Raw genomic sequence first — 25,580 nt, 5'->3', positions numbered from 1 at the left:
CTAGCACGATCTATTCTGCTAGGAGTTTTTGTTATTTAAATAATGTAAGATATTCTGCATAGCCGTCTTTTTCTAAATCTTCTTTTCGTACAAAGCGGAGGGCTGCGGAGTTAATGCAATAGCGTAAGCCTCCAAGCTCACTTGGCCCATCCGGAAAGACATGGCCTAAATGAGAATCAGCGTCTGTGCTTCGAACTTCTACGCGGCGCATCCCATGAGACGTATCGAAATGCTCCGTTACTTCTTCCTTTCCAATAGGCTTTGCAAACGCTGGCCAGCCACAACCTGAATCGAATTTATCGAGCGAGCTAAATAATGGCTTCCCCGAAACGATATCTACATAAATACCCTCTTCAAAGTGCTTATCAAATTCATTACGGAACGGTGGCTCTGTTCCATTTTCCTGTGTCACGTAATATTGCATGTCCGTTAACCCTTTTAAACGTTGTTCTTTATTCATTTTTCAGCCCCCAGTGTGTCTCCTGAAACGCTTTGCGACCAGACCCTACTGCATAGCGCTCGTAGTGCATTGGATTTTTCTTATAATAATATTGATGATAGTCTTCAGCTGGATAAAACGGACTTGCCGGTAAAACTTTCACGGCAATCGGCTTATCGAATTTAAAAGATGCCTGTAATTCTGCCTTAGCACGTTCAGCCAAATCAAGCTGCTCATCATTGTGGTAAAAAATCGCAGTCGTGTAGGACTCTCCACGATCATAAAATTGTCCTCCAGCGTCAGTTGGATCAATTAATGTCCAAAATGTCGATAGTAATTGCTCGTAAGAATATAGCTCATCGTCAAACGTAATTTGAACCGCTTCAACATGTCCTGTCGTTTCAGAGCATACTTGTTCATATGTTGGATTGACAACATGTCCACCCGTATAGCCGGAAATTACTGATTCAATGCCAGGTGTTTCGTCAAAAGGCTTGACCATACACCAAAAACAACCACCTGCAAATGTTGCCAATTGCTTTGCCATTTATCTCACTCCTTATTCACCAGGAACAATAATTTCCAGTAAAATCTTATCCTTTGGTAAGTCTAATTCTTTTGCTTTAATACGCGATCCTGAAGCAATGTTAATGCGTGATAAGTCAATATAAATTTCTGCCTTACTAGGGTCGATTGAAATCCAAGAAGGGAAATCCACCGTGTCTCGCATAATTTTCATCGCTGTCTCAAGTGGAATATTTAACAGCCCAACATTCATTCCTGTCTGTTTTAAAATAATATTCCCTTTCTTATCCACAATCGGATCGAAGTTCATTGAAATGGGGATTTCTGTGTAGAACACCTTAAGTGTACTTTTTAATTGAATATCATCACCAATCGTAAAGTCCAACGGTAATGGTGACCCAGCATCTTTTAAATACTTCTTCGATATAGATTCTAATTCCTTCGTTGTTGTTTGGACAACGAGTACATTTCCTTTTACTTCACTTTCCTCTTTTGAACTCTCTGCTAAATTTACTCCGTCTATTGGTCTAGTTACTAAAAAAACGACGAGGAGGATTGCAAAAAGCACTGTGCCTGCTAAGGCAAAAAATGCGAATTTCCATTTATTCATTTCGTCACTCCTCGAAGCCTATTTCCTTGTTAATCTTTTGTTCCATGTTACATTTCTCCATTGCTTTTAAAATTCGCTCATTCATTTTGTCATAGCCTTTTGCATTTGGGTGAAAGAAATCGGTATGATAAACGAGCTCTTTATTTGAATCAAACAAGTCCTCCACTGAGATATAGCACGCATTCGTATCTTTCTTGGCTATGTCTTCAATGACTTTATTCCACTCCGTAATAATCGTATCAAATTCATTCGCTTCATTTGTCACGATTGAGAATGGATTATAAAAACCGATAAGTAATAAAGGCACTTCTGGGTTTTTAGCTCGTATGCCTTCAACAATTTTACTATAGCGTTTCTTATATGCCTTCAATTCTTTATCAAAAGCATCTCGTTTCAAATTAAACAGATCGTGTTTGACAATCTTCATGACATCATTTCCACCCACAGTAATTGAAATGAGCTGTGCTTTTTGCAACTCTTCATCATAATGCCCTTTTTCCACTAATTTTAGTAGCTGATCACTACGTCTTCCTCTTTTTCCTCGATTATCGACTTCAACATCTGAAATCGAGGGCCAAGCAACCAATGAATCTGCTAGTCTTCCAACAAAACCGTCTTTACTATACTCATCACCAACACCGGCCGTCAAAGAATCGCCGAGCGCTAGGTACTGTAGTTGCTTTGCGCTTTTATCATCAATTTTCCGTAAATCCTCTGGTGATGGCTCAAAAAAATGTTCAAAAATTTGCGTCAATACATTTTTTGAGGTTTTTTCCTCATTTTCTGTTTGTTGCTCATCTTGTTTCATATCTTGTTCCGTCCCTGCGTGCTCCCCGTCTGGTTCTGCTTGCGGATTCGGTTCATCTATTGATATTGCACAACCACTTAGTACTAAAACGGTCAAACATGACAAAACTATCATTCGCCAAATGCTCATTTGACCACCTTCCATCATTTGCTTACTTCTATTATAGAATAGTTCATGCTGCAATGAAAAGTGACTATACCTAGGTATTGAGTAAAAATGTATGTTTACAACGGTTTTTCATATAAAATAGGCATGGCACTTTTCAACAATAAAAAGCCACTACAATTATTTATGTAGTAGCTCTCTTATATTATTCTGCAAAATAAATAAAACCGATAGCACCTGGGCCAGTATGTGTTGAAATGATTGGTGAAGTAAAGGCAATTTCTACTTCATTAAAACCTGATCCCTCGATTAATTCTTTTAAAGGTCCACCCATCGTTGCTAGACCCTCAGCGTGACAAATCCCTACTGACTTGACTGTTTTTCCAGCAGTATCAGCTTGGAATTGCTTAAATAAGTAGTTCACAACTTGTTTATGGCTACGTACTTTTGATACGGGATTGTATGCGCCACCTTCTAAGTTTGCAATGACTTTTATGTTCAGCAAGGAACCGATAAAGCCAGTACCTTTCCCAATTCGTCCGCCTTTAATTAAATTTTCAAGTGTGTCGACAATAACATATAAATACGTATTTTCGCGCACTTTCTCTAAACGCTCAACAATTTCTTCGACAGTAGCACCTGCATCACGCAATTTAATGGCCTCACGTATTTGAATAGCTAAACCGATGGCAATAAAACGTGAATCGATTACAGTTACATTAGAGTCTGACATTTGAGCTGCCTGACGAGCTGATTCCACTGTTCCGCTCATACTACCTGTCATATGAATGGAAATAATTTGATCTCCATCTTTACCTAGCTCATCGTATAATTCTTTAAATTTTCCCGGTGCAGGCTGAGAGCTTTTCGGTAAATTTTTAGCATTCTTCATTAAACTTAAAAAAGGTTGTGGCTCTAAATCAATACCATCTATATAAGTTTTATCATCAATTTGAATCGTTAAAGGCACAATATGTATACCGTGCTGCGCTACTTCTTCTTTTGTTAAATCACAAGTTGAGTCCGTTACTATATGAATTCGTCCCACTTCGACACATCCTTTTACTTCATTAAAATTTATTATATAGACTAATGAATCATTATGTAAACATGACATTTGTCATTAGGTTTCATTCATTTCAGTCCATTTTGAAACCGCTACCTTGGATACTATAGCGCTTTGTTGAATCCTTGTCTAACAAAGACCCTCTAGCATAGAGGCATTTATATGACACTTTTTATGTCGAAAACATGACAAATGTAAATACCAGGATGAAAATTATTGGGGTATAGTAAATGTATACACGAAAGGAGTGTTCGATATGATTGATTCTTTTGACTATAAAACATGGAAGGAAGAATTGTGGAATGCCATTACACATGGCATTGGATTTATCGCAAGTATTCCAGCACTAGTTGTTCTTATTTTAGCAGCTGTACAAACCGGTAGTGCACTCCAAATTACAACGTTTACTATTTTTGGTGTCTCTGTGATCGTTTTATTTTTAATGTCCACACTGCTACATAGTATGCCAGAAAAATACAAACATTTTTTTGCCATTCTTGACCATTCTTCTATTTATATTTTAATTGCAGGAACATATACACCTTTCCTTTTAATTTCAATTGGTGGCACGCTAGGTATTACTTTATTATGTATTATTTGGTCACTTGCCATATTAGGCATTATTTTTAAATGCTTTTTTATTAATCGATTTGAAAAGCTTTCTTTAATTTTTTACATCGCTATGGGCTGGCTCATTATTTTTGCGATAAAGCCTATCTATCTTTTCTTAGGTTTTAATGGTTTTGCTTTACTGTTAGCAGGTGGGCTTTTCTATACGATTGGTGCTATTTTTTACGCCTGGCGTTCACTTCCATACAACCATACGATATGGCATCTATTTGTGTTAGCTGGCTGTGGCTCGATGTATGCTTGTGTTTATTTTTACTTATAAATAGTGACAATAAAAATCGCTCTCTTATACAAAGGAGCGATTTTTTGTTATTGGGTCCGTAATTGCCTCGTTAAAGCCTTTATTGCACGCCGCACTTCCTGACTATTTTCTTCATTATTCATTTTATTCTTCGCATGAAGTAAAACAGGTCTAACCGATTCTACGGAACGTCCAAATTCATACATCCATTCATAGCGAGGCACCATCCATGTATGAAAATGATGTGTCGTATCTTCATTGTAAAAATAATAAACAAATTCTATCCCTAGAACATCCCTTTGAGCCTTTCTAATTTTTGATACAAGGTTTATATAATCCATTTTTTCCTCATCGTCTAGCTCATCAAAACATGTAATATGACGCTTAGAAGCCAAAATGATTAATCCCTTTATCGGATAAGCAACATCTTGATGAGCATGAAAATAGTCAGTTTCAATGACTACACCACCATCCGGTTCAATAAGTCCACTCGTTATTGCACAGCTCAAACATTCAACTTCTACCGTGTCTCCATTTGATAATGTTATTTTTTTCACAGATACTCCCCTTTTGTTTACATCTAATATCAGAATTAATTAACCGCCCCAATTATAAGGTCAATTGTAGAAACTCTTTAAAAGCTTCTTCTTCCTCAATAAACGGATTATGATTAGACTGTTCGAAAATCGTTAATTGTGCATTTGGCGTTAAATCGGCAATTTCAATTCCAAATTCAACCGGACATTGTGCATCATATCTACCTGCAAATATGTAGGTAGGAATATGTATTGATAGATAGAATTATAATGTCTTAAATATCCTTTTACCTGCGATCTGATACATAAGCGAAGCAGCTCATCGTTTGTTACGATGGGTCTTTCTGTCGTTTCGATGAATCTTTCCGTCACTTCGACGGTTCTTTCGGTTACTACGATAGGTTTATCGAATTTAAAGCGCCAGTCGGAACGTAAATCAACCCCACGTTATGCGGATGATCCTAATAATTATTTTATTCTACAAATATTTCCAAAAACCTTTATTTAGTCACGAAAAAAGCACGGTCATCATAACCGTGCTTCGTAGTACCTATTTTCTTTAGTTCTTACGCTCAAAAATTTGATATTGGAATGTATAACCCTCTGGTGCTGTTTCTGGCTCCACTGAGGAAACTTGTACAAAATCCTGCTCATAATTCGGGAAGTATGTATCCCCATTAAACGAATGATTGATTTTTGTAATGTACAAGCGATCTGCGATATCCATGGATAAGCGGAAAATTTGCTCGCCACCAATAATCATAATTTCTGGGACATCCCCAGCAAGGGCGAGGGCACCCTCTAAGCTTGTCACTACTTCAATCCCATCCGCATGGTAACTATCGTCGCGAGTAATCACAATATTACGTCGACCAGGAAGCGGTCTACCGATGGATTCGAATGTTTTACGCCCCATAATCATTGGCTTCCCCATCGTTTTCTCCTTAAAATATTTTAAATCCCCAGGCAAATGCCACGGCATGCCATTTTCATAGCCAATCACATAATTATTATCATGTGCCACAATTAAAGAAATCATATTGTCCCTCCAAATACTATCGTTCATTATATTATAAACATAATTTTACTTTACAATCAGATTATTTCTGCATAGAAATTAAATTATTTTCTTTTACAATTCTAAATCCTAGTAATTTTATAAGAATAGTTTATAATACAATTAACAAACGTAATTAAAAGGATTGATGAAGATGACAAAATTAAGAGATGAAGCGATCCGTTATATTAAAGCAAGTGATTCTTCTATTCAGTACTATGATCTAACTCCACAAGAAGCGAGAGCCGTTCGAATAGTGCCAAAATGGACGTCACCAAATAGCCCACAGCTTGAGGCAATTGACAATAGAAAAATAACAGTTCGAGATGGAGCACAAATTAATGTTCGTATTTATAGACCTGTTTTAAATAAAAAACTTCCTGTCATTGTTTATTATCATGGAGGCGGTTGGGTATTTGGAAATTGTGACTCTACGGATGCAGGCTGTCAGCTATTAGCAGAAAAAGCGCAAGCAATCGTTGTATCGGTTGATTATCGCCTAGCACCAGAATATCCATTCCCTACCCCGCTCTACGATGCTTATGACAGTTTCGTATGGGTTTACGAAAACATCGGAAATTTCGGTGGAGATAGAGCAAATCTTACAATCGCTGGCGATAGCGCAGGCGGAAACTTAGCAACAGTGGTCGCCTACTTAGCGGCAACATTAAATGGACCTGCGATTAAAGCACAGGCACTTATTTATCCTGTAGTCAATGTTGATTTTACAACGACTTCTTACAATGCTTACGGGGAACACTTTGGCTTAGACAAACAAGGCATGCAGTGGTTTGCAGGTCATTACACAGATAAAGAAAACTATATGAATCCACTTATTTCTCCATTTCAAATTGCCGACTTAAGTGTTTTACCGAAAACGATCATTATAGCTGCAGAGGCAGACGTCCTCTACGATGAAGGTCTTGCTTACGCACAAAAGCTTACGGATGCTGGAGTGACTGTTGAGCATGTAAATATGACTGGTTTAATCCATAGTTACTTTAGTAAAATGAATTTTTTCGAAGAAGCGACTATTGAAACAGCTGAAAAAATTGCTAATTTCGTGAAATAAGTTTGTCTATCAGCATAAAATAGTGCGATAATAGAGCAAAATGTTTTTTAAAGGATGACAACATGACACAAACTATTGCTTTACAAATTAACAATCCCTTTTCAGATCAATTAAAAAAAGGCTATCCTCTCATCTCAAAAGATGCAGTTGATGCACGCCATCTTCCTAAAGAAGAAGGTGCACTTCTAAGACTTACGGATAATCATAACCGTTTTATTGGCACAGGATACTATGGCTTACAAAACAAAGGTATCGGTTGGGTGCTAACAAACGATGCGAACGAAAAAATAGACAAAGCCTTTTTTATGAAAAAATTTAAAAAGGCCATTCAAAATCGAGAAGCATTTTTCAACGATTCTCACACAACAGCCTTTCGAATCTTTAATGGCGAAGGTGATGGCATAGGCGGTATGACAATCGACTTATTCGATTCTTACTATATGATAAGCTGGTATAGCGCAGGCATTTACTCATTTAAAGAAATGGTATATGAAGCACTAGCAGAGACAGTAGATTACAAAGCCATTTATGAGAAAAAACGTTTCGATACTAAAGGACAGTATATGGAACAGGACGATTTCGTCATGGGAACACCTGGCGAATTTCCGATTATCGTATCGGAAAATAGTATGAAATACGCTGTCAATTTAAATGATGGAGCAATGACAGGTATTTTCCTTGATCAACGAGAAGTGAGACTTGCCATTCGTGATCGTTATTCGGACGGTAAAAATATGCTAAATACGTTCTCCTATACGGGAGCATTTTCTGTCGCAGCGGCACTTGGAGGAGCAATAAAAACAACTAGTGTAGATGTTGCAAAGCGTAGTTTAGCTAAAACAATTGAGCAATTTAGCGTCAATAACATCGACTACGAATCACAGGATATTAAAGTCATGGATGTCTTCAACTATTTTAAATATGCTCAGCGCCATAATTTAAAATTTGACCTTGTCGTTTTAGATCCACCTAGCTTTGCACGTACGAAGGAAAGAACGTTCTCAACTGCGAAAGACTATCCTAAATTACTCGTAGATACAATCGCCATTACAGAGAAAAACGGTATCATCATTGCTTCAACGAACAATGCGAGCTTTGGGATGAAAAAGTTCAAGAGCTTTATTGACCATGCATTTAAAGAAACTAAAACAGCCTATAAAATTGTTGAAGAATTTGGCTTACCAAAGGATTTCCGTGCTCCACGTGAATATCCAGAATTCAATTACTTAAAGGTTGTATTTATTAAAAAACTTAACTAAATGAACCTAGACAGAATCACTTTCTGGTGATTCTGTTTTTTATTTGGGAGAGAATATAATGACCACCCTTGTCAGAATTTTCCGTCTACAATACAATAGAATCATCTAATTCCTAAAATTTAGGATGATATTTTAATTTGTATGCCATGTAAATGAGTTGATTGGCGCATAGCGGCTCACCTCGCCTCAGGAAAGCACCCTCACGCTATAGTGAGTGTCATTTTACAAAATATTGATAAATGGAGATGATAGAATGGGATATGTTCATGAAAAGTTAATGATTTCTACAGAAAGACTTGTTCTTAGATTATTTCAAACAGCCGATGCAGAAACGGTTACAAAGCTTTGCAACAACTATAATATTTATAAAAGTACCATGTACCTACCTTATCCATATAGTTTAAATGATGCATTAACATGGATGGAACGTCATTACGATAATTTTACGCAGGATATTTCGTACGAGTTTGCAGTTACAGATAAGGAAACTGGCGAATTATATGGAGCCATTGCCTTATCGAACAATAAACGCTTTAATCAAGGTGAAATAGCCTATTGGATTGGCGAGGAGTATTGGGGAAAAGGCTATGCTTCGGAAGCAGCGCAGTCGATTGTTCAATTTGCTTTTGAAGAAAAGAAACTGCATAAAGTGTTTGCCCGATATTTTTCTACGAACCTTGCTTCAGGAAAAGTTATGGACAAAATTGGCATGAAACAAGAAGGAATTTTAAAGGATCATATCATCAAAGACGGTAAATATGAAGATTTGGTACATTATGGAATAATTAATGAATAGTCTAGTTTCTCAAAGTGTTTTCGACCTTGTAGTTCTTCTTAATTGTTAAGTGACAAGAAAGTTGTGTAACTCTTATTCGACTACTATAGCAAAATTATATAACTTTATTATCACTTTACACTTGATTACTACAAAGCATTCTCCCTCTCAATGTAACTATAAAATAAAAGTGGCCTAAGAAGTATTTTCACTTCTTAAGCCACCAATATTTCATTTATAGATATTTCACAAACCAATCCTTAATATATTCTAATCTATTGATTCTTAACGCTGGTTTTCCACTTCTAGAAAGTTCGTGATTGGATTCTGGGAAGCGCACAAATTTAGTTTCCTTTTTACGGTGTTTCAAGGCGATAAATAATTGCTCTGCCTGTTCAATCGGACAGCGATAGTCTTTTTCGCTGTGTAAAATTAACAGTGGCGTCTCCACATTGTCAACATATTTAAGTGGCGAATGATTCCAAAGCTTCTCTATATCGTCTAGTCCCGCTTGGATTTGCCAGTCATTGAAGTAATAGCCGATATCACTTACGCCGTAAAAGCTAATCCAGTTAGAAATACAACGTTGCGTAACAGCAGCTTTAAAACGATTTGTATGTCCGACAATCCAGTTTGTCATGAAGCCCCCATAGCTCCCACCTGTAACTCCTAGACGGTCTTTATCAATGAAATCATAATGCTCCAATGCAAAATCCACAGCAGCCATGAGATCATTGTAATCATTGCCTCCATAATCACCACGAACCGCATCAACAAATTTTTGACCATATCCATGGCTTCCACGAGGATTCGTATAGAGGACCGCATAACCTTGTGCAGCAAGGATTTGGAATTCGTTAAAATATGAGTTGGCATACATAGCGTGAGGTCCACCATGGATTTCAAGAATAAGTGGATATTTCTCCCCTTCTTTAAAGCCAATAGGCTTCATTATCCAGCCGCTTACTTTCCAGCCATCTGCCCCTTCATATTCAACTGCTTCAGGAACAGACAATTCTTTCGTCTTTAAAAATTCTTCATTAACTTTCGTAAGCTGTTCTTGTTCACCAGTATTTAAATTTACGTAAAATAGATCGCCAGGATTTGTAGTAGTGCTAATTGCGATTACCGCTTTATCATTTTTTTGATCAAGCGAAAAACCATATACGTATTGATCATCATGAATCGCCGGATATAATTCTCCAGAAAGATTACCAAAATAAATCGCTGTATTTCCGTGATCAGTCACTTGGAAGTAAAAGCTTTTATTATCCTCCAGCCATTGTACACGCGGAGTAACGACACCTTGAAGGAAATCACCGACAACAAAATCACCGACCGGCGCATCAAATTCACTCGTTACACATGTCGTATTGTTATTTTCCAAATCATAAATCCATAACTTTGCTTGTGTTGCATTTTCAAATTCTCGTTCACTTCCAACATAAGTTACGTAGCGGCTATTCGGGGACCATGAAGTTTGGTAAAACACCCCCGTTCCTTCCGTAAGCTTGCGACCATGTTTTGTTTCTAAGTCCAATAAGTAAATATCAACCACGAATGAAAAATCTAAATCCTCTGCTAAGTCAGCAATGTAAGAAAGATATTTCCCGTTTGGAGACCATGCACAAAGTTGTAAATTATGTTTTCCTTCCGTAACTAACTCTAATTCTCCAGATTCAAGATTGACGATGGCAATTTGAGAAAATTGCTCCATATCAATAAACCCAGCTGCATCTGATTTATATTTCATTTTTTCTATTTCAAGTGGTTTAAGTTCTTTATCATCTTTCTTATCATTTTCAGCCTTATCATAAATGCTTTCATTTTCACCTAGCTTTACTGAAAATGCAATATTCTTACCACACGGAGACCAAACAGGTGATGTCGCACCGTTTTTACAATGAGTAACTTGTTTCGCTTCTCCACCTGCTTTAGAAAGCACAAAAATTTGTGGCTTACCCTTTCTCGTTGATACAAATGCAATTTTACTGCCATCTGGTGACCATACAGGCGAACTCGTTTTATCTTCACCAAATGTCCATTGTTGAGGCTTTTTTTCATTCAAGTCTATGTAAAATAAATTAGATACGTAGTCCTTTTTCTTCTCATCAATATGCGTTTCTATATACACTACTTCTGTTCCGTCAGGTGATACTTGTGGATCTGCCACTGATTTTAATTGATATAAATCTTCTGGTTGAATCCCTTGTTTCAAAGTCATATTTTAAAAATCCCCTTTGTGTTGAAGTTTCATTACATAGTACAATATTTCGACACTCTAAGTATTATTCCTCCTTTTAAGAAGAAATTATTTTTTATCAGAGAGAGGGTTTAACAGTGGCGAGAATAACAATGAGTAACCGCGATGTATCTTAAGGTTGCGAAACTTTAGAACCTTTGATAAGTAGTAAGTCAAATTCATCCAATGAGAACTTTTATTAACCTCAACTTTTAGGGTGATTGTATATTACATGTGCTAAAATAAAAATGGAAAAATTATTCAATCAGGAGGTGTTTTTATGGCTATAAAAGCAATAGAGTTATTTTTTGTAATTGGATCTATTTATTTCTTTTTTGTGATTTCATTCTTTTTTAGAAAAAGAGGTAAAAAAATTTTGTATAGCTTTATAGTTATAATCCTTTTAAGCTATGCAGTATTCCTAACTGCTCGTCCACATATACAGAACGCAACATATGATAAATATACTCAAATGGTTGAAGAACATTTAGAAAAGAAATACCCAAATGCATCTTGGGAAACTAGTTTTGATAAAGAAGAATTATTAACAACGGCATTTGGATACCAAATAAAAGTTAAATTTGCTGACGAACCAACAGTACTTTATGTATATAAAGTTGAAAATGGTAAAGTCATTCAAGCATATTTTTCATATTTAGAAAATTCCCCTCAAAATGACGGCAAGTATGCGGAACGAGATTAAAGATTTTTTATCTATCACTTGATATTTAATCAATGATAATTGACGGAACTCCTACCTTTAATGACAATGCATAAGCTTATCTCCGCTTCTTGCACCACTGAGAGCCAAGCGTACGTCCTTAAGAAAGAGCACCCAGTCCTAACGGAAATTACTCCCATAATGATCTAGATTAGGTCTTTTATCAGCAATTTTTTTCTGCGTAAAATTTATAAGAGGGTTCATTCGGGCGAGAATGTTCTTTATCGAGACTAATAATTTTCTTTAAAATACCTTCCATATCCCTTTTTTACGAACAAAGTCTCGGCTTGTGCTTTTCTCTCATTGGGAAACCCCTCTTTTTGATAGGCATAGTCGTATATGTTAGAATCTTGATAAAAGAATGAATAGAAACGAGGATTTTTTATGCATGTAACAATCGGGGTACTCGCTCACGTGGACGCAGGAAAAACAACATTTTCTGAGCAGTTACTATTTCATACAAACAGTATTCAAGCCCGTGGACGAGTGGATCACCAGGACACATTTCTAGATAATCATGAGTTGGAGCGTCAGCGAGGCATTACGATTTTTGCGGAGCAAGGTCGCATGACGATTGAGAATGATACATATACGTTAATCGATACACCCGGACACGTAGATTTCTCACCAGAGATGGAACGTGCCATTCGGGTTATGGATTTTGCCATCATTATTGTAAGTGCGGTTGAAGGACTACAAGGTCATACGGAAACAGTGTGGCAACTTTTACGCCAATACCACGTCCCAACTTTCTTCTTTATTAACAAAATTGATCGTGAAGGCGCAGATGTTCAAGCCGTTATGGTACAGCTTCAAAAGGACTGTTCTGAGGATGTATTATTCGTAGATGAACCGCTCCGTTCAGACTATGTTTCAAATCGCATGATGGAGTGGCTTGCTGAACGTGACGAAAAGCTTCTCGACGATTTTCTAAATGAAACATTGGATTGCTCTAGCTGCCTTACTCGTTTACATACGATGATTAAACAGGAAAAAGCCTTTTTATGTTTTACTGGCTCTGCTTTAAAAGATATTGGGATAGAGGAATTTTTAGCACAGCTCCCCCTACTTACAAAAACGCATTTTTATAACAAAGCTCCGTTCCAAGGTGAAGTGTTTAAAATTCGTCATGATGGGCATCAACGCTTAACTTTTATCAAGGCATTGCAAGGAACGTTACATGTGCGTGATGAATTTTCCTTTGAAGATGCAACAGAAAAAGTAACTGAGATTCGACTTTACAATGGCAGCCGTTATGTAACAGTTCAAGAGGTCGAGGCTGGGGAGATTTTCGCAGTAAAAGGGATTAGCGAAGCAAACATCGGCGATATCATTGGTTTTTCAGGTAACCCGCAGCCCTATGAGTTAGTACCGACTTTACAAGCAAAAGTACAATATGAAGGCAATCAGCATATAAAGGAAGTTTTAAAAATTTTCCGCACACTTGAAGCAGAAGAACCATCATTACGTGTGCTATGGCATGAAAAATTTCAAGAAATTCATGTACATATTATGGGTGTCATCCAACTCGAGGTTCTTATCGACGTGCTGAACAAACGCTTCTCGCTAGACATTTCATTTAGCGAACCACAGATTTTATATATGGAAACGATTGCAACAACGGTGACAGGCTATGGTCATTTTGAACCTTTAAAGCATTATGCAGAAGTACATTTATTGATGGAGCCAAATACACGCGGTACTGGTCATACATTTGTCAATGCTTGTCATGCAGATGATTTATCGGTTGGGCATCAACGACTCATTGAAAAACATCTATTCGAGCGCGATCATCATGGGTTGTTAACTGGCTTCCCTGTGACAGATATTCGCTTCACTCTCTTGACAGGACGCGCACATATTAAACATACAGATGGTGGCGATTTCCGAGAAGCAACATTCCGAGCATTACGGCAAGGGCTGGAGCAAGCAGAAAATGTATTACTAGAGCCGTATTACCGTTTTAAACTTAAAGCTCCAAGTGATTTTATTGGCCGGATGATGACCGATATTCAACAAGCTGCTGGTACATTTGACGCGCCAATCTTAACTGAACATGATGCGATTTTAACTGGCCGCGCTCCTGTCGCAACATTTATGAGCTACAGTACAATCTTTGCCTCCTACACTAATGGTAAGGGCGTACTTTCTCTCCAATTTGATGGTTATGATGTGTGTCACAATACAGAAGATATCATTGCACAAATTGGCTACGATAAAAACGCCGATCCCGAATATACATCTTCTAGTATTTTTTGCGCAAAAGGCAAAGGTTACTCCGTTCCATGGCATGAGGCAGAGGCGACGATGCATTGTATTGACTGAAATCATAAAAACAGGACATGATTATCTATCAATGTCCTGTTTTTTATGTTTCGTTGGGATTCTCTGGCTCCTCGCGAGGATTTCCCTACTTCCGTGAGTATTCTGGCTCCGCTCGAGTAGTTACTCTGCCTCGCGAATATTCCACCCCCATTCGCTGATATTCCCTTCACCCAGCACGAAATTAATTTACAAAGCTTGCACTGTTTTCTGTGCCTGTTTGAAAATGTGATATGAAGGGTCCACAACAACGTAGCTATGGGGATTAGAGAAATCAATTAAAACCTTGCCAGGTCGACTTTTCAAAAGTTGTAAATTATTAATTAATTCCAGTAATAGTTCATGACCGTTACCACGTGGGTGCCAGTTTAAATGATATTCATTTAGTTCCTTCACAGCTTCTAAAAATTGATGATACTCGCGCTCTACAAAATTAATCAGTTGTTTGTTTTTAGGAGCTACCTGTGATAAATCCTCTAAATATGTTTCATAAAAGCGCATCACTATTGAGCATAATAAATCATTGACTCGAGCAGCACTTAATATTGGCTTAGGAGCTTGGGCTAGTCGCTCTAAATTTGGCTTTGCACGAGTCGAATCAATGCGTGTAATTAAATGATGATGCTCACCGTTCACCTCATAGATAATTGGATTTGTCGGCATATACATCATAAAACTATTTGTTTTTGTTTTAAGTTGATCTGTAGTATCCGCCTTTGCAAAAAGGTGCCCATTAAAATTTTCATTTTGAATCCAAATAATATCTTTGTTATATAAAATTTGCTCAAACAATCGTTCATTACTAATTAGTTTGCTAGCTATTAATTGGTCGACAAGTGATTCTACAGCCATTCTTGTTGTAGCTTTCTTAGTAGCTTCAATGCGTGGCAGCTTACAAATTTTCATATCTACATATTGCGATTCCTGTGCTGTACATACATGAATATTCGTCATACGTGCATCCTCTTTTCGTACATATTTTCAAAACGGAAGTCATCAGTAAAAAAAAGGATTTCCTATTAAAGCGAGGAAATCCTTCATTCTATCTTTTTCGTTCATCATATAACGTCAAACAATGCCCAAATATGAAAGAATTAGCACGATAGCTAATACCTCCTCTTATTTTGGGCGTTTGACGTACAGTGACGAACAGAGCATTCTGTTTTGTCAACATGCCACCTCCTATTCCTCGTAGGGTTATGGTGTGTACTCATAATAGGCAGGTATCCTGACTCATGATCATCGCTACCTTTCCCCTTCCCGTCGTTAAACAGTGGTATATGAAAAGTCGCTCACATTTACAGTTGCGGGACAGTGTCGGATTTGCACCGACTTCCCTTTTCAGTAAATTGCACGCAATTTACACCTATTACTCCACGCTATTCAGTTGTTTTATAGCCGTTTTAAAGATTCAAAAATAGTAGAGTACCTATTCTTTTCAAGTTGTTGCCTATAATTGTAATATGGTGTCTAGTTTAATGCAAGTAATTTCCTATATTTGTATTATTTTCAGTTTTTCGATTCGTCTAAGGTTAATCTGAGGGTATTATTCTGACTTAGAATCATCAAAGTATGACTCGATATCTGATTCTAGTTGGTCAGTTACAACATTCTCCCATTCTTCTACTAACGCATCCATGAACGACTCATCATTTAACGCTAATACGATGTCTTTTAATATAGAGTATGTTTATTGTATTCTGTTTGATTTGTCATAATATAATGACCTCCTTGTTTGTTAATTCAAGGTTATCAGTTGGACAAACTGTAAGGCAAAAAATAATTTCCTTTCTTTTACTTAACGAACATGAACCAACTCGTACCGCTGTTGTTATCATCTGGCATCTGTCTTATAAGGATTTGGGATTAATTTTAAATTTACGTGTCATCGGTAGTTTAAGGATTTTTTCCAATAACAACTGTTGCATCTAATTTATCATCTCTAGCTATTTTGGTAATTAGCCCAGCATCGGCAAAAATTTCCGAAGTTTGAGTAGCCTGAATTTCACTCGTCTCTATCAATAGATGTCCTCCAGAAACAAGCCAATGAGAAGCCTTTTCTACTACCTTTCGCTGAAGGTCTAATCCATCCGTCCCTCCATCAAGCGCCACTTTTGGTTCATATAAACGTGCTTCTTGGGGAAGTAGTTTTATTGAATCAGTAGGAACGTAAGGTGCGTTAGCCACTATGATGTTCACTCGACCTAGCAATGAATCGGATAATGCATCATATAAGTCACCTTGATAAACGTGACCACCAATCTTAGTTATGTTACGAGAAGTACATCGTACAGCAATTGGGTCAATATCAACGGAGTGTAATATAATTTTTTTAAGGTCGGTTGCAATTGCAGCACCAATAGCACCAGACCCGCAACATAAATCCAAAACAATACCATATGGGCGGGTTAAAACCTTTGCTTGCTGAACTAGAAACTCCGTACGTCGACGTGGTATAAAAACTCCCCGTTCTACTTCTATTCGTAGCCCACAAAACTTCGTAAACCCAAGCGCGTATTCAAGCGGTAGACCACTTACTCGTTTTTCTACCATTTTCATTAAATCCTCAATACTTCTAGCCTCAGAGATAAGTAACTGTGTTTCTTCTTCAGCGAAGACACAACCCGCACTCCGTAGTCTGTTGGTTATGCTTCTTTCAGTTTTATTATCTATAAATAAATTGTTTTTCTGTGCTATTAATCTCACCGCTTCCTTAATCCAAGTTATTTATCTTTTTATTCTAGAAATAATATAAATGTCCTTCTTCAATTAAACTGCCCCGTTAGCCATCCATGAAGCTCGAAAATAATCTCTTCACCACAGAAAATGAAAGATGTTTAAGTTCTTTCATGGGAGTTGAATAGCATAGTTTAATAACGTTTTTATATTGTACTTTCATAGAAATGATGTTTATGATTAGCATAGTACTTTTAACGATAACAACAGATTTTTTCGGCTTATTTAATATTTAATTTTCGGCTCTACGCTAATCAATGCACCTGATAAAAAAAGGCTATTTCGCAGAAAATTTATTCCTGCAAAATAGCCTTTATTTTTATGGGTATATAGTTCTTTCAATTATTGTCCACTAAATCTCTGTGTAAGCTTTTGTAAATTTTCAGCTTGTACACATAAGTCTTGCGACACCACCATGTTGACGGCTTGCATGGAGGCACTTTGCTCATCAACAGACTGCAGAATGACCCCTGTATAATTAGACAAACTATCCATTCCGTTTGCAATTGTCGATACTAAATTTGTAACCTCATTCGCGCTACTTGAAAGCTCTTCTGCTGTTGCGGAAATATCCTCTAGTTGGTTCGTCATTTTGCTAACATGCTGAGAAATCGTACCGAATGACTTTGTAGCCTCATCAATGACATAGACGCCCTGTTGAACATTTTTCAAGTCCTTTTCAACAGAGGTAGCTACTTGTTTTGTATCGCTTTCTATTCCAACTACAAGCTCGACAATTTGAATAGCCGAATGCTTAGATTGCTCTGCCAATTTTCGAACTTCCTCTGCTACTACTGCAAAGCCTTTACCATGCTCGCCAGCACGCGCTGCTTCAATTGCTGCATTTAATGCTAGTAAATTCGTTTGATCAGTAATAGCCGTAATCATGTCTGTCATTGACTTGATATCAGTCATTTTGCTTGATAATTGCTGCATTAATTCACTTGTTTTTTCAGTAGAAGTTGAGATAAACTCCATTTGATTTTTAGCTACGTGTAAAATTTCCGCACCATTGCCTGCAATGTCATTTGCTTCTTTTGCATGATCGAATACATCTTGCGTTGCCACAGTAATACGTTCAATGCCATCTGCAGTTTCTTGCATAGCAATCGCACTTTCATTTGCAGATTGTGCTGCTTTCTTAAGACCCTCAGTCGTATTCTCCATTTGTGAATCAACTTCGTTAACTGCATCTGTAATTTCATTTGTACTTGCTGATAGCTCCTCTATGCTCGCTGATAAATCTGTAGAACTACTTGCAATTTTTTGTGTCATTGTATGTAATTGTTCCTTCATCTTTAAAAACGCTTTAGCTAAGTCTGATACCTCATCATTGGAATTAATTTCAATCGGAGCAGTACTTAAATTTCCATCAGCAATTGCTTGAGCGGATTCAGCTAATTGATTAATAGGCTTAATAATTTTAAATTTCACATAGAAAATACACGATAATGTCATAGTAATTCCTATTACTGTTAATAAAGTGGATAGCCATTTTAATGAAGTTACATTTGCTAGGTCTATAATTAAAATAACACCCATAAGAACATTTAAAGTAGAAAAGCAAATTATACTTTTTTTCCGTAAAGTCATACTAAATTCCTCCAACTATAATATTATTCCAACGTAGTTATTATAGTTTAATTCTCCTGAAATTCATAGAAAAAAGACCAACTTTTGTAAGATAATGATATAGAAAAGAGAAAGTTCTTTCGCAGCATCTAAAAACAGTAGTTACTCAACGTATGATCTAAAAGTATGACTCCTTCAAATATTAGTTTTTTAAAACATAAAAGCACTTTGCTTTAGACAAAGTGCTTTCATAATAAATTATTTTAATTTCATCATACTTGATCCGGCAATACCAGGATGTGTCATCTCATATGGATCCAGAATTAAATCTAATTGTTCTTTCGTTAGTACGCCTTCTTCAATGCAAAGTTCACGAATTGAACGACCAGATAAAATTGCTTCACGCGCAATTCGTGCAGCTACCTCATAGCCAATATGCGGATTTACTGCTGTTAACACACCAACGCTTTTTTCTACATATTCTTTCATGCGGTCTTCGTTTGCTTCAATATCCTTCAAGCAATTTTGTGTAAATGCTCGGAACACATTATTCATAATGCTAATAGATTGAATTAAGTTAAAGACAAGCACAGGCTCCATAACGTTTAATTCTAATTGTCCTGCTTCAGATGCTAAAGAAATTGTATGGTCATTACCAATTACTTGGAATGCCACTTGGTTAAGAACCTCTGGCATAACAGGATTTACTTTCCCTGGCATAATAGAAGATCCAGGTTGACGAGCTGGTAAAATGATTTCCCCTAGCCCCGCACGTGGACCAGATGCCATTAAACGAAGGTCATTCGCGATTTTCGATATATTAATCATACAGATTTTTAATGCGCCTGATACTTCTGTATAAGCATCTGTATTTTGTGTTGCATCCACAAGGTGTGTAGCGCCTTTAAGCGGCAATCCTGAAATTTCAGCAAGATGTACATCAACTGATTGAATATAGTCAGGGAATGCATTTAATCCTGTACCAACAGCTGTTGCTCCCATATTTACATCATATAAATTTGGGCGAGTTTGACGAATACGCGCAATATCACGAGTGATAACACGGCAATATGCTTCAAATTCTTGTCCTAATCGAATCGGTACAGCGTCTTGTAAATGCGTACGACCCATTTTAATAACATGCGCGAATTGCTCCGCTTTTTGGTGGAACACTGCTTGCATGTTTTCCATTGTAAGAAGTAGTTCATCTATCAAATTCAACACAGCAATATGAATAGCTGTTGGGAAAGCATCGTTTGTTGATTGTGACATATTAACATGGCTGTTTGGGCTAATTGATTTATAGTCCCCTTTTTCTTTGCCCAAAATCTCTAAGGCACGGTTAGCAATAACCTCGTTGGCATTCATATTAATAGATGTGCCAGCTCCACCTTGGATTGGGTCAACGATAAATTCAGCATCCCATTCGCCATCAATAACTTCTTGTGCAGCCTCGACAATTGCATCTCCGATTTCTGTTGAAAGTAGGTGTACTTCCATATTACTCAAAGCAGCTGCTTTTTTTACAATACCCATTCCTTTAATAAGAGCAGGGTGAATTGTATATCCTGTAATCGGGAAATTTTCAGTAGCACGAAGCGTTTGAATCCCGTAATAAGCATTGCTTGGTAATGCACGTTCACCTAAAAAGTCTTTTTCTATACGTTGTGTGGACATAATTGTCGTCTCCTTTTATGTAATACTCACACTTGATAGTAGCTAATTAATGCAGTAATGTAAACAGTCATTTGTCTGGAAAATGAAAATTTCACAAACTAAGCGCTACTATTAACATTAATGACCAGTAAATACAGCTTATAAAAGAAGATTTGATGAAGAGATTAAGCAATTGAACAGTACGTTGTAGACATCATTCGAACAGACTAAGTAAAGATCTCAAGCGAGTTGAACCAAACTAGTCAACTCGCTTGAAAATTGCGCCCAAACACGCTTAATTAAAATACATGTTTCATTTGTAGCTGTTAATAAAGTTTTAAGAAATACTACATCTGCTTTACATTTCTCATTAAATAAAAAGTTATTACTTCAGTTAATTCTTATTGATTAGAAGAAACTGTAAAACGGCTGTTAACATGCTTCGGATTTTCAATTTCATCTAATACCGCAACGGCATAATCTGCATAGCTAACATAACTTTCACCAGCAGCATTTACTAATAAATGATCTTCTCCAGTTGTATAGCTACCTGTACGTGGACCTTCTGGATCAAAGAAAGCAGATGGGCTTAAAAATGTCCAAGTAATAGTTGATTGTTGTAAGTCACGTAGATTTTCACCTTGGTTTTTAGCTGTCGCATAAAACATTTCTGGAAAATCTGGTGTATCCATTACTCGAACAGTTTTTTCTGGGTCTACAAAAAGACTACCCGCACCACCGACAACAAATAATTTTGTATGAATACCAGTGAAAATATCAATTAAATGACGGCCAGTTTTCACATGTAATTCCTCCTGACCAAAAGGAGCCCCAAATGCATTTACGACTACGTCAAAGCCTTTCACATCTTCTTGAGCTAATTCAAATACATCCTTTTCAATTACTGGCATATTTGTTGTTATTTTCGAAGCTGAACGAACAATCGCAGTGACATCATGACCACGTTGTAGTGCCTCCTCTACAATTTTTTGTCCTGCTTTCCCTGTTGCACCAATTACTGCTATTTTCATACTTATAATTCCTCCTATTTTTCATTTGTAACTATTTAAGTTACAGGTTAGATACAAAAGACCGACTTCGTTGATTTTAACGAAGTTGATCTAGCACATCCTGTAAAGTTTGTGCTTGTAGTTGTTCTTCCATTGCATGCCAAACAGATGTATAAACACCCTCCAATGTCCGTTGGATTTTTCGACCAACCGCACATGCTGGATTTGGCTCATCATGAATCGCAAAAAGCTGCTCTGGTCCATCAATCGCATGGTAAATGGCTAATAGCGTTAAATCTTTTGGCTCCACTAATAGATCATAGCCTGCAATTCCTGGTTGTGACGAAAGCAAGCCTGCTTTTTTAAGCACCCCAATCATTCGTCGCACGACAACTGGATTTGTATTTACACTACCTGCGATGAAATCAGACGTCAGCTGGCTATTATCAGATGTTGTTGCAATGAGCGAAAGTATATGGATCGCTACCGAATATCGACTGTTCACCATATGTATCACCACCTGTTGTAACTATTATAGTTACAGGATTAAATAAAAACAAGCAAATTGCTCTATTTGCACCTGTATTTATTTTTTACCGTTCTCAGAATATTATACGATAATTATAATTGCTTTACGTAAATAACTAATTCTTGTCGTATTTCTCCATCTTCCTCATAAAAGTCTAAGTTATGAAATTCATACTTAAAATGGCCAACTGGAAACGTCACACTTTCTCCTTGTGCCGCAGCCAATATGCCTGCCACATCATGTGACACCATTTGCAAAAGCTCTGTACCTAAAACCGAATCTACAAAGATCACGTTCATAATAAAACACCTCCTCAGCTATTATAGCTTAGAAGGCGCTTACATTTATAGTCTTTCTTTATAACGTTTCAGGCGAATTTCCTCAACGACTTGCATCATTTTATGTATTTGCTCCTGTGTTAATTTTGTAGAGATGTGTGGTAGCTCATGTTGATGAATAAATTCCTCTTGTTGTTGAGGAGTATTGGTCAGCAATTTCGTCCTTAAACGCTGCTCACACCCTTTTCCGTCTATTTGAAAAATCAACGATCTCCTCACATCATTCACCTCTAAATTTTTATTAGGACTTCCAGATTAAAACTTATATCGGTAAAATTTTCATGAATTTAAATATCCTTCATATAAAGTGCTTAGGGATTTAGCTTGAGAATAAATTAAGTATCTCTCTTTTGGCGGTAGTATCCTGCGATTTGTTGGTTCTATCTGTCGCTTGGGTGGTTCTTTCCGTCACTCTGATCACTATCCGTCGTTTGGGCGATTCTTTCCACGACTTCGGCTCTTCTATCCACGACTCTTTTGGTTCTATCCACGATTCTATTGGTTCTATCCACGACTTCGGCCCTTCTATCCACGATTCTGTTGGTTCTTTCCACGACTTCGACTTTTATCTATCACATTGCACTTTCTTTCCGACGCTCTAATCTCTTTCCGTCGCTTCGCCTCTGCTTTCCATCGCTCGGCTGGTTCTTTCCGTCACTTCGACTCCTCTATCCGTCGTTTGGGCGATTCTTTCCACGACTTCAGCTCTCCTATCCACGATTCTGTTGGTTCTATCCACGACTTCAACTCTTATCTTTCACATTGCACTTTCTTTCCGTCACTCTGATCTCTTTCCGTCGCTTGTGCGATTCTATCCACGACTTCGGCCCTTCTATCCACGATTCTGTTGGTTCTATCCACGACTTCAGCTCTTCTATCCACGATTCTGTTGGTTCTATCCACGACTTCAGCTCTTCTATCCACGACTTCGACTTTTATCTATCAAATTGCACTTTCTTTCCGTCACTCTCGGCTGGTTCTTTCTGTCGCTTTGCCTCTGTTTCCGTCACTCCGACTCTTCTATCCGTCACTCTGATCTCTTTCCTTCACTCGGCTGGTTCTTTCCGTCGCTCGGCCGGTTCTTACCGTCACTCTAATCTCTATCCATCACTTCGCCTCCGCTATCCGTCACTCTGATCTCTTCCCGTCACTTTGCCTCTACTTCCCCTTCGCTCTGGCTACTATTCCTAACTCCGCCAGTTCTTCCGTTGCCCCATCTATTCTACTCGACGCTTTGTAGTTAGTTTGTTTTAAAAAAACAGCAACCAAAACGGCTGCTGCTTCAGGTTAAACGGCAATTGGAGCTTTAATTGTCGGGTGTGGATCATAGCCCTCAATAGAAAGATCTTCGAGTTCTATGTCAAAGATTGACGTTTTATTTGGATTAATTTTTAAGGTTGGTAGGTCCTTAGGCTCGCGCGAAAGCTGTTCTTTTACTTGCTCCACGTGATTTAAATATATATGAGCATCCCCAATGCTATGAATAAATTCGCCAACTTCTAAACCACATTCATGTGCAATTAAATGTGTCAGTAATGCATAAGAGGCAATATTAAATGGACAGCCTAATAATGTATCAAGGCTTCTTTGCATTAGCTGACAGCTTAATTTTCCATTTGCGACATAAAATTGGAACATCACGTGACAAGGAGGTAATGCAGCTTTACTACCTTTTGCTCCTGCATTGATAACATCTTCTGGATTCCATGCATTGACAATAATGCGTCGTGAATCTGGATTGTGTTTGATTTGATCGATTACATCTTGTAATTGATCGATTCTTTCCCCAGTTGATGTTGTCCAATTACGCCATTGCTTGCCATAAACATTACCTAGCTCTCCGTATTTACGTGCAAATTCATCGTCTGTTAAAATACGCTCACAAAATGAAGCTAACTCTTTTTTGTAGTCAGCATTGAAAGACTCGTCCACTAAGCAACGACGACCAAAGTCTGTCATATTAGGACCTGAATATTCATCGGACTCAACCCATTTTTTAAAAGCCCATTCATCCCAAATATGATTATTATTTTGCAGTAAATAACGAATATTTGTGTCCCCTTTAATGAACCAAAGTAGTTCACTTGCTACAAGTTTAAATGGTACACGTTTAGTCGTTAAAAGAGGAAAGCCCTCACTTAAATCAAATCGCATTTGATAGCCAAATACACTATATGTACCAGTACCTGTTCGATCTTCCCTTTTAACGCCACTCTCTAGTATATGTTGTAGTAAATTTAAGTACGCGATTTCTGGATGCGCCATGTTAATCAACAGCTCCTTCATGTATGCTGTTGACCATTATAACATCTAGGACGTCCAAAAATAAAAACAATATTTACATATCTGAGCCAAAGAAATTGTTTTCTAGCTCTTTTGAGATTTCACTCTCAATTGTGAAAAAAAACGTTGGTAACAAAATAATATTAAATAAAATCGGAACGATAATCAGTAAAAGATCCATCCCTGGGGTAAAATAGACACTAAAAGCAGTCAGTAACCCTGATATGACTAGAAATACAATTTGCACACCGATAATCAATAACGGAATGATTTGGTACATATAGTTAAGCTTTCGGAACTGATGCATGTTTTCTGGATCTTCTATAATTTTCTTTTTTAAACGTCTTGATAAAAATATACAGGCGAAAAGCTGTGCAATAATAAAGCTAAAATAAATAACACTATGTAGAACCATTTGCCCTTTCATAACCGTGCCATTAAAATGTCCGACCCGCTGCTGTAGTAGGTTGTTGACTGCTCCCTCATAAACATATTCCTGCTTACTAAAATTAGTGGGCGGTTCCACAAAGCCGAGCGTTGCCCAATCCTTTGAGTTGGCTTCCCAGTCGATTAATTTGCTTGCCAAAATGCGTAATTGAATAGCATCATTTTCACCAAACATCCCTACTAAAAAAGTATATGGTATCGCTACCTTCATTTGCCCATTTTGTTTTTCATTAATTAAATCTTTAATGGAAAAAGTATACGTAACATCTGTCTGGTGAGCTTCATAACGAGCATCCCCGATCTTCCAATGACTTTCTAAGGAAGATTCAATATTATTCTTCATCTCAGCATACGACGTATCTTTATGTAAATGCTTAGGAATCTTATAGACAAAACGATTGTCACCCCCAATAATGCAAACATCAACTTTCACCGCATCATTCTCAAAGTCCTTAGCGTTTATTGTCATCGGGTACGACATTATGCCGACTAGAAAAAAAAGGATTAGTGGCAATCCTTTCTTTTTCATGCAACGCTCCTCCTTTTCGTCACATATGCTAGATTTACACTATCATAGGCTACACCGAAAAAACTATTTCGT

Annotated in this window: 24 protein-coding genes and 1 riboswitch; of the genes, 6 read left to right on the top strand and 18 right to left on the bottom strand. The window is 37.3% G+C overall.

From position 1 onward, the window contains the following. Nucleotides 1–31: 31 nt before the first annotated feature. The 5 genes from msrB to C7Y47_RS06240 form a co-directional block, all read right to left on the bottom strand. Complete coding sequence (gene msrB, locus C7Y47_RS06260) at nucleotides 32–460, bottom strand: peptide-methionine (R)-S-oxide reductase MsrB (RefSeq protein ID WP_142507988.1); 429 nt, start codon at nucleotides 458–460, stop codon at nucleotides 32–34. After that, on the bottom strand, nucleotides 453–986 hold the full coding sequence (gene msrA, locus C7Y47_RS06255) for a peptide-methionine (S)-S-oxide reductase MsrA (RefSeq protein ID WP_142507987.1): 534 nt from the start codon (nucleotides 984–986) through the stop codon (nucleotides 453–455). The genes msrB and msrA overlap by 8 nt, the downstream gene beginning before the upstream one ends. Nucleotides 987–998: 12 nt before the next feature. Further along, entirely contained in the window at nucleotides 999–1,574 is a 576-nt protein-coding gene (locus tag C7Y47_RS06250; RefSeq protein WP_142507986.1) for a YpmS family protein, read from the bottom strand. Nucleotides 1,575–1,578: 4 nt separating this feature from the next. Continuing rightward, on the bottom strand, nucleotides 1,579–2,511 hold the full coding sequence (locus C7Y47_RS06245; protein WP_255505038.1) for a GDSL-type esterase/lipase family protein: 933 nt from the start codon (nucleotides 2,509–2,511) through the stop codon (nucleotides 1,579–1,581). A gap of 181 nt (nucleotides 2,512–2,692) precedes the next feature. Then, nucleotides 2,693–3,535, bottom strand: a complete 843-nt coding sequence (locus C7Y47_RS06240; protein ID WP_142507985.1) for a DegV family protein — start codon at nucleotides 3,533–3,535, stop codon at nucleotides 2,693–2,695. A 274-nt stretch (nucleotides 3,536–3,809) separates the two neighbouring features. On the opposite strand from C7Y47_RS06240, the gene trhA reads away from it, so the two are divergent. Further along, nucleotides 3,810–4,445: a PAQR family membrane homeostasis protein TrhA gene (gene trhA, locus C7Y47_RS06235; protein ID WP_142507984.1), complete on the top strand. Its 636-nt coding sequence runs from the start codon at nucleotides 3,810–3,812 to the stop codon at nucleotides 4,443–4,445. 47 nt (nucleotides 4,446–4,492) lie between these two features. Here the strand turns inward: trhA and C7Y47_RS06230 are convergent, their stop codons facing one another. After that, the gene (locus C7Y47_RS06230) at nucleotides 4,493–4,981 is read right to left on the bottom strand and encodes an HIT family protein (RefSeq protein ID WP_142507983.1); all 489 of its coding nucleotides are present in this window, start codon (nucleotides 4,979–4,981) and stop codon (nucleotides 4,493–4,495) included. A gap of 538 nt (nucleotides 4,982–5,519) precedes the next feature. Continuing rightward, complete coding sequence (locus C7Y47_RS06225) at nucleotides 5,520–5,999, bottom strand: dihydrofolate reductase (RefSeq protein ID WP_142507982.1); 480 nt, start codon at nucleotides 5,997–5,999, stop codon at nucleotides 5,520–5,522. A 172-nt stretch (nucleotides 6,000–6,171) separates the two neighbouring features. On the opposite strand from C7Y47_RS06225, the gene C7Y47_RS06220 reads away from it, so the two are divergent. From C7Y47_RS06220 to C7Y47_RS06210, 3 genes are all read left to right on the top strand, one after another. Beyond that, entirely contained in the window at nucleotides 6,172–7,089 is a 918-nt protein-coding gene (locus C7Y47_RS06220) for an alpha/beta hydrolase (protein ID WP_142507981.1), read from the top strand. 62 nt (nucleotides 7,090–7,151) lie between these two features. Further along, entirely contained in the window at nucleotides 7,152–8,348 is a 1,197-nt protein-coding gene (locus tag C7Y47_RS06215) for a class I SAM-dependent rRNA methyltransferase (protein ID WP_142507980.1), read from the top strand. Nucleotides 8,349–8,601: 253 nt separating this feature from the next. Next, on the top strand, nucleotides 8,602–9,144 hold the full coding sequence (locus C7Y47_RS06210) for a GNAT family N-acetyltransferase (protein WP_142507979.1): 543 nt from the start codon (nucleotides 8,602–8,604) through the stop codon (nucleotides 9,142–9,144). Nucleotides 9,145–9,358: 214 nt separating this feature from the next. Here the strand turns inward: C7Y47_RS06210 and C7Y47_RS06205 are convergent, their stop codons facing one another. Beyond that, nucleotides 9,359–11,347: a S9 family peptidase gene (locus C7Y47_RS06205; protein ID WP_142507978.1), complete on the bottom strand. Its 1,989-nt coding sequence runs from the start codon at nucleotides 11,345–11,347 to the stop codon at nucleotides 9,359–9,361. A gap of 298 nt (nucleotides 11,348–11,645) precedes the next feature. On the opposite strand from C7Y47_RS06205, the gene C7Y47_RS06200 reads away from it, so the two are divergent. Both C7Y47_RS06200 and C7Y47_RS06195 read left to right on the top strand, forming a co-directional pair. Further along, nucleotides 11,646–12,068: a hypothetical protein gene (locus C7Y47_RS06200; protein WP_142507977.1), complete on the top strand. Its 423-nt coding sequence runs from the start codon at nucleotides 11,646–11,648 to the stop codon at nucleotides 12,066–12,068. Nucleotides 12,069–12,470: 402 nt separating this feature from the next. Continuing rightward, nucleotides 12,471–14,411: an elongation factor G gene (locus C7Y47_RS06195; RefSeq protein ID WP_142507976.1), complete on the top strand. Its 1,941-nt coding sequence runs from the start codon at nucleotides 12,471–12,473 to the stop codon at nucleotides 14,409–14,411. 186 nt (nucleotides 14,412–14,597) lie between these two features. On the opposite strand, the gene C7Y47_RS06190 is transcribed toward C7Y47_RS06195, so the two are convergent. The 10 genes from C7Y47_RS06190 to C7Y47_RS06145 form a co-directional block, all read right to left on the bottom strand. After that, nucleotides 14,598–15,362, bottom strand: a complete 765-nt coding sequence (locus C7Y47_RS06190) for a hypothetical protein (RefSeq protein ID WP_142507975.1) — start codon at nucleotides 15,360–15,362, stop codon at nucleotides 14,598–14,600. A gap of 247 nt (nucleotides 15,363–15,609) precedes the next feature. Beyond that, nucleotides 15,610–15,793: riboswitch (cobalamin riboswitch) on the bottom strand. Nucleotides 15,794–16,304: 511 nt separating this feature from the next. Then, nucleotides 16,305–17,081, bottom strand: coding sequence for a putative protein N(5)-glutamine methyltransferase (locus C7Y47_RS06185; RefSeq protein ID WP_142508210.1), 777 nt, complete (start codon nucleotides 17,079–17,081; stop codon nucleotides 16,305–16,307). Between the two features lie 405 nt (nucleotides 17,082–17,486). After that, entirely contained in the window at nucleotides 17,487–18,737 is a 1,251-nt protein-coding gene (locus C7Y47_RS06180; RefSeq protein WP_142507974.1) for a methyl-accepting chemotaxis protein, read from the bottom strand. 237 nt (nucleotides 18,738–18,974) lie between these two features. Beyond that, on the bottom strand, nucleotides 18,975–20,393 hold the full coding sequence (gene aspA / locus C7Y47_RS06175) for an aspartate ammonia-lyase (protein ID WP_142507973.1): 1,419 nt from the start codon (nucleotides 20,391–20,393) through the stop codon (nucleotides 18,975–18,977). A gap of 380 nt (nucleotides 20,394–20,773) precedes the next feature. After that, the gene (locus C7Y47_RS06170) at nucleotides 20,774–21,403 is read right to left on the bottom strand and encodes an NAD(P)-dependent oxidoreductase (RefSeq protein WP_142507972.1); all 630 of its coding nucleotides are present in this window, start codon (nucleotides 21,401–21,403) and stop codon (nucleotides 20,774–20,776) included. A gap of 76 nt (nucleotides 21,404–21,479) precedes the next feature. Beyond that, nucleotides 21,480–21,890, bottom strand: coding sequence for an Rrf2 family transcriptional regulator (locus tag C7Y47_RS06165; RefSeq protein WP_142507971.1), 411 nt, complete (start codon nucleotides 21,888–21,890; stop codon nucleotides 21,480–21,482). A 113-nt stretch (nucleotides 21,891–22,003) separates the two neighbouring features. Beyond that, a complete protein-coding gene (locus tag C7Y47_RS06160) occupies nucleotides 22,004–22,210 on the bottom strand; it encodes a thymidylate synthase (RefSeq protein ID WP_142507970.1) in 207 nt (68 codons plus the stop codon). Between the two features lie 45 nt (nucleotides 22,211–22,255). Next, complete coding sequence (locus tag C7Y47_RS06155) at nucleotides 22,256–22,456, bottom strand: hypothetical protein (RefSeq protein WP_142507969.1); 201 nt, start codon at nucleotides 22,454–22,456, stop codon at nucleotides 22,256–22,258. A gap of 1,080 nt (nucleotides 22,457–23,536) precedes the next feature. Then, nucleotides 23,537–24,514, bottom strand: a complete 978-nt coding sequence (locus tag C7Y47_RS06150) for a thymidylate synthase (protein WP_142507968.1) — start codon at nucleotides 24,512–24,514, stop codon at nucleotides 23,537–23,539. 73 nt (nucleotides 24,515–24,587) lie between these two features. Then, nucleotides 24,588–25,508 carry a hypothetical protein gene (locus tag C7Y47_RS06145; RefSeq protein WP_142507967.1) on the bottom strand — a complete coding sequence of 307 codons (921 nt, stop codon included), beginning with the start codon at nucleotides 25,506–25,508 and terminating at the stop codon, nucleotides 24,588–24,590. Between the last annotated feature and the right edge of the window lie 72 nt (nucleotides 25,509–25,580).

The organism is Lysinibacillus sphaericus (genome assembly GCF_006864135.1).
In the GTDB taxonomy this organism is placed as follows: domain Bacteria; phylum Bacillota; class Bacilli; order Bacillales_A; family Planococcaceae; genus Lysinibacillus.
The sequence above is the reverse complement of the archived record's forward strand: the minus strand, read 5'-3'. Positions and strand labels throughout refer to the sequence as shown.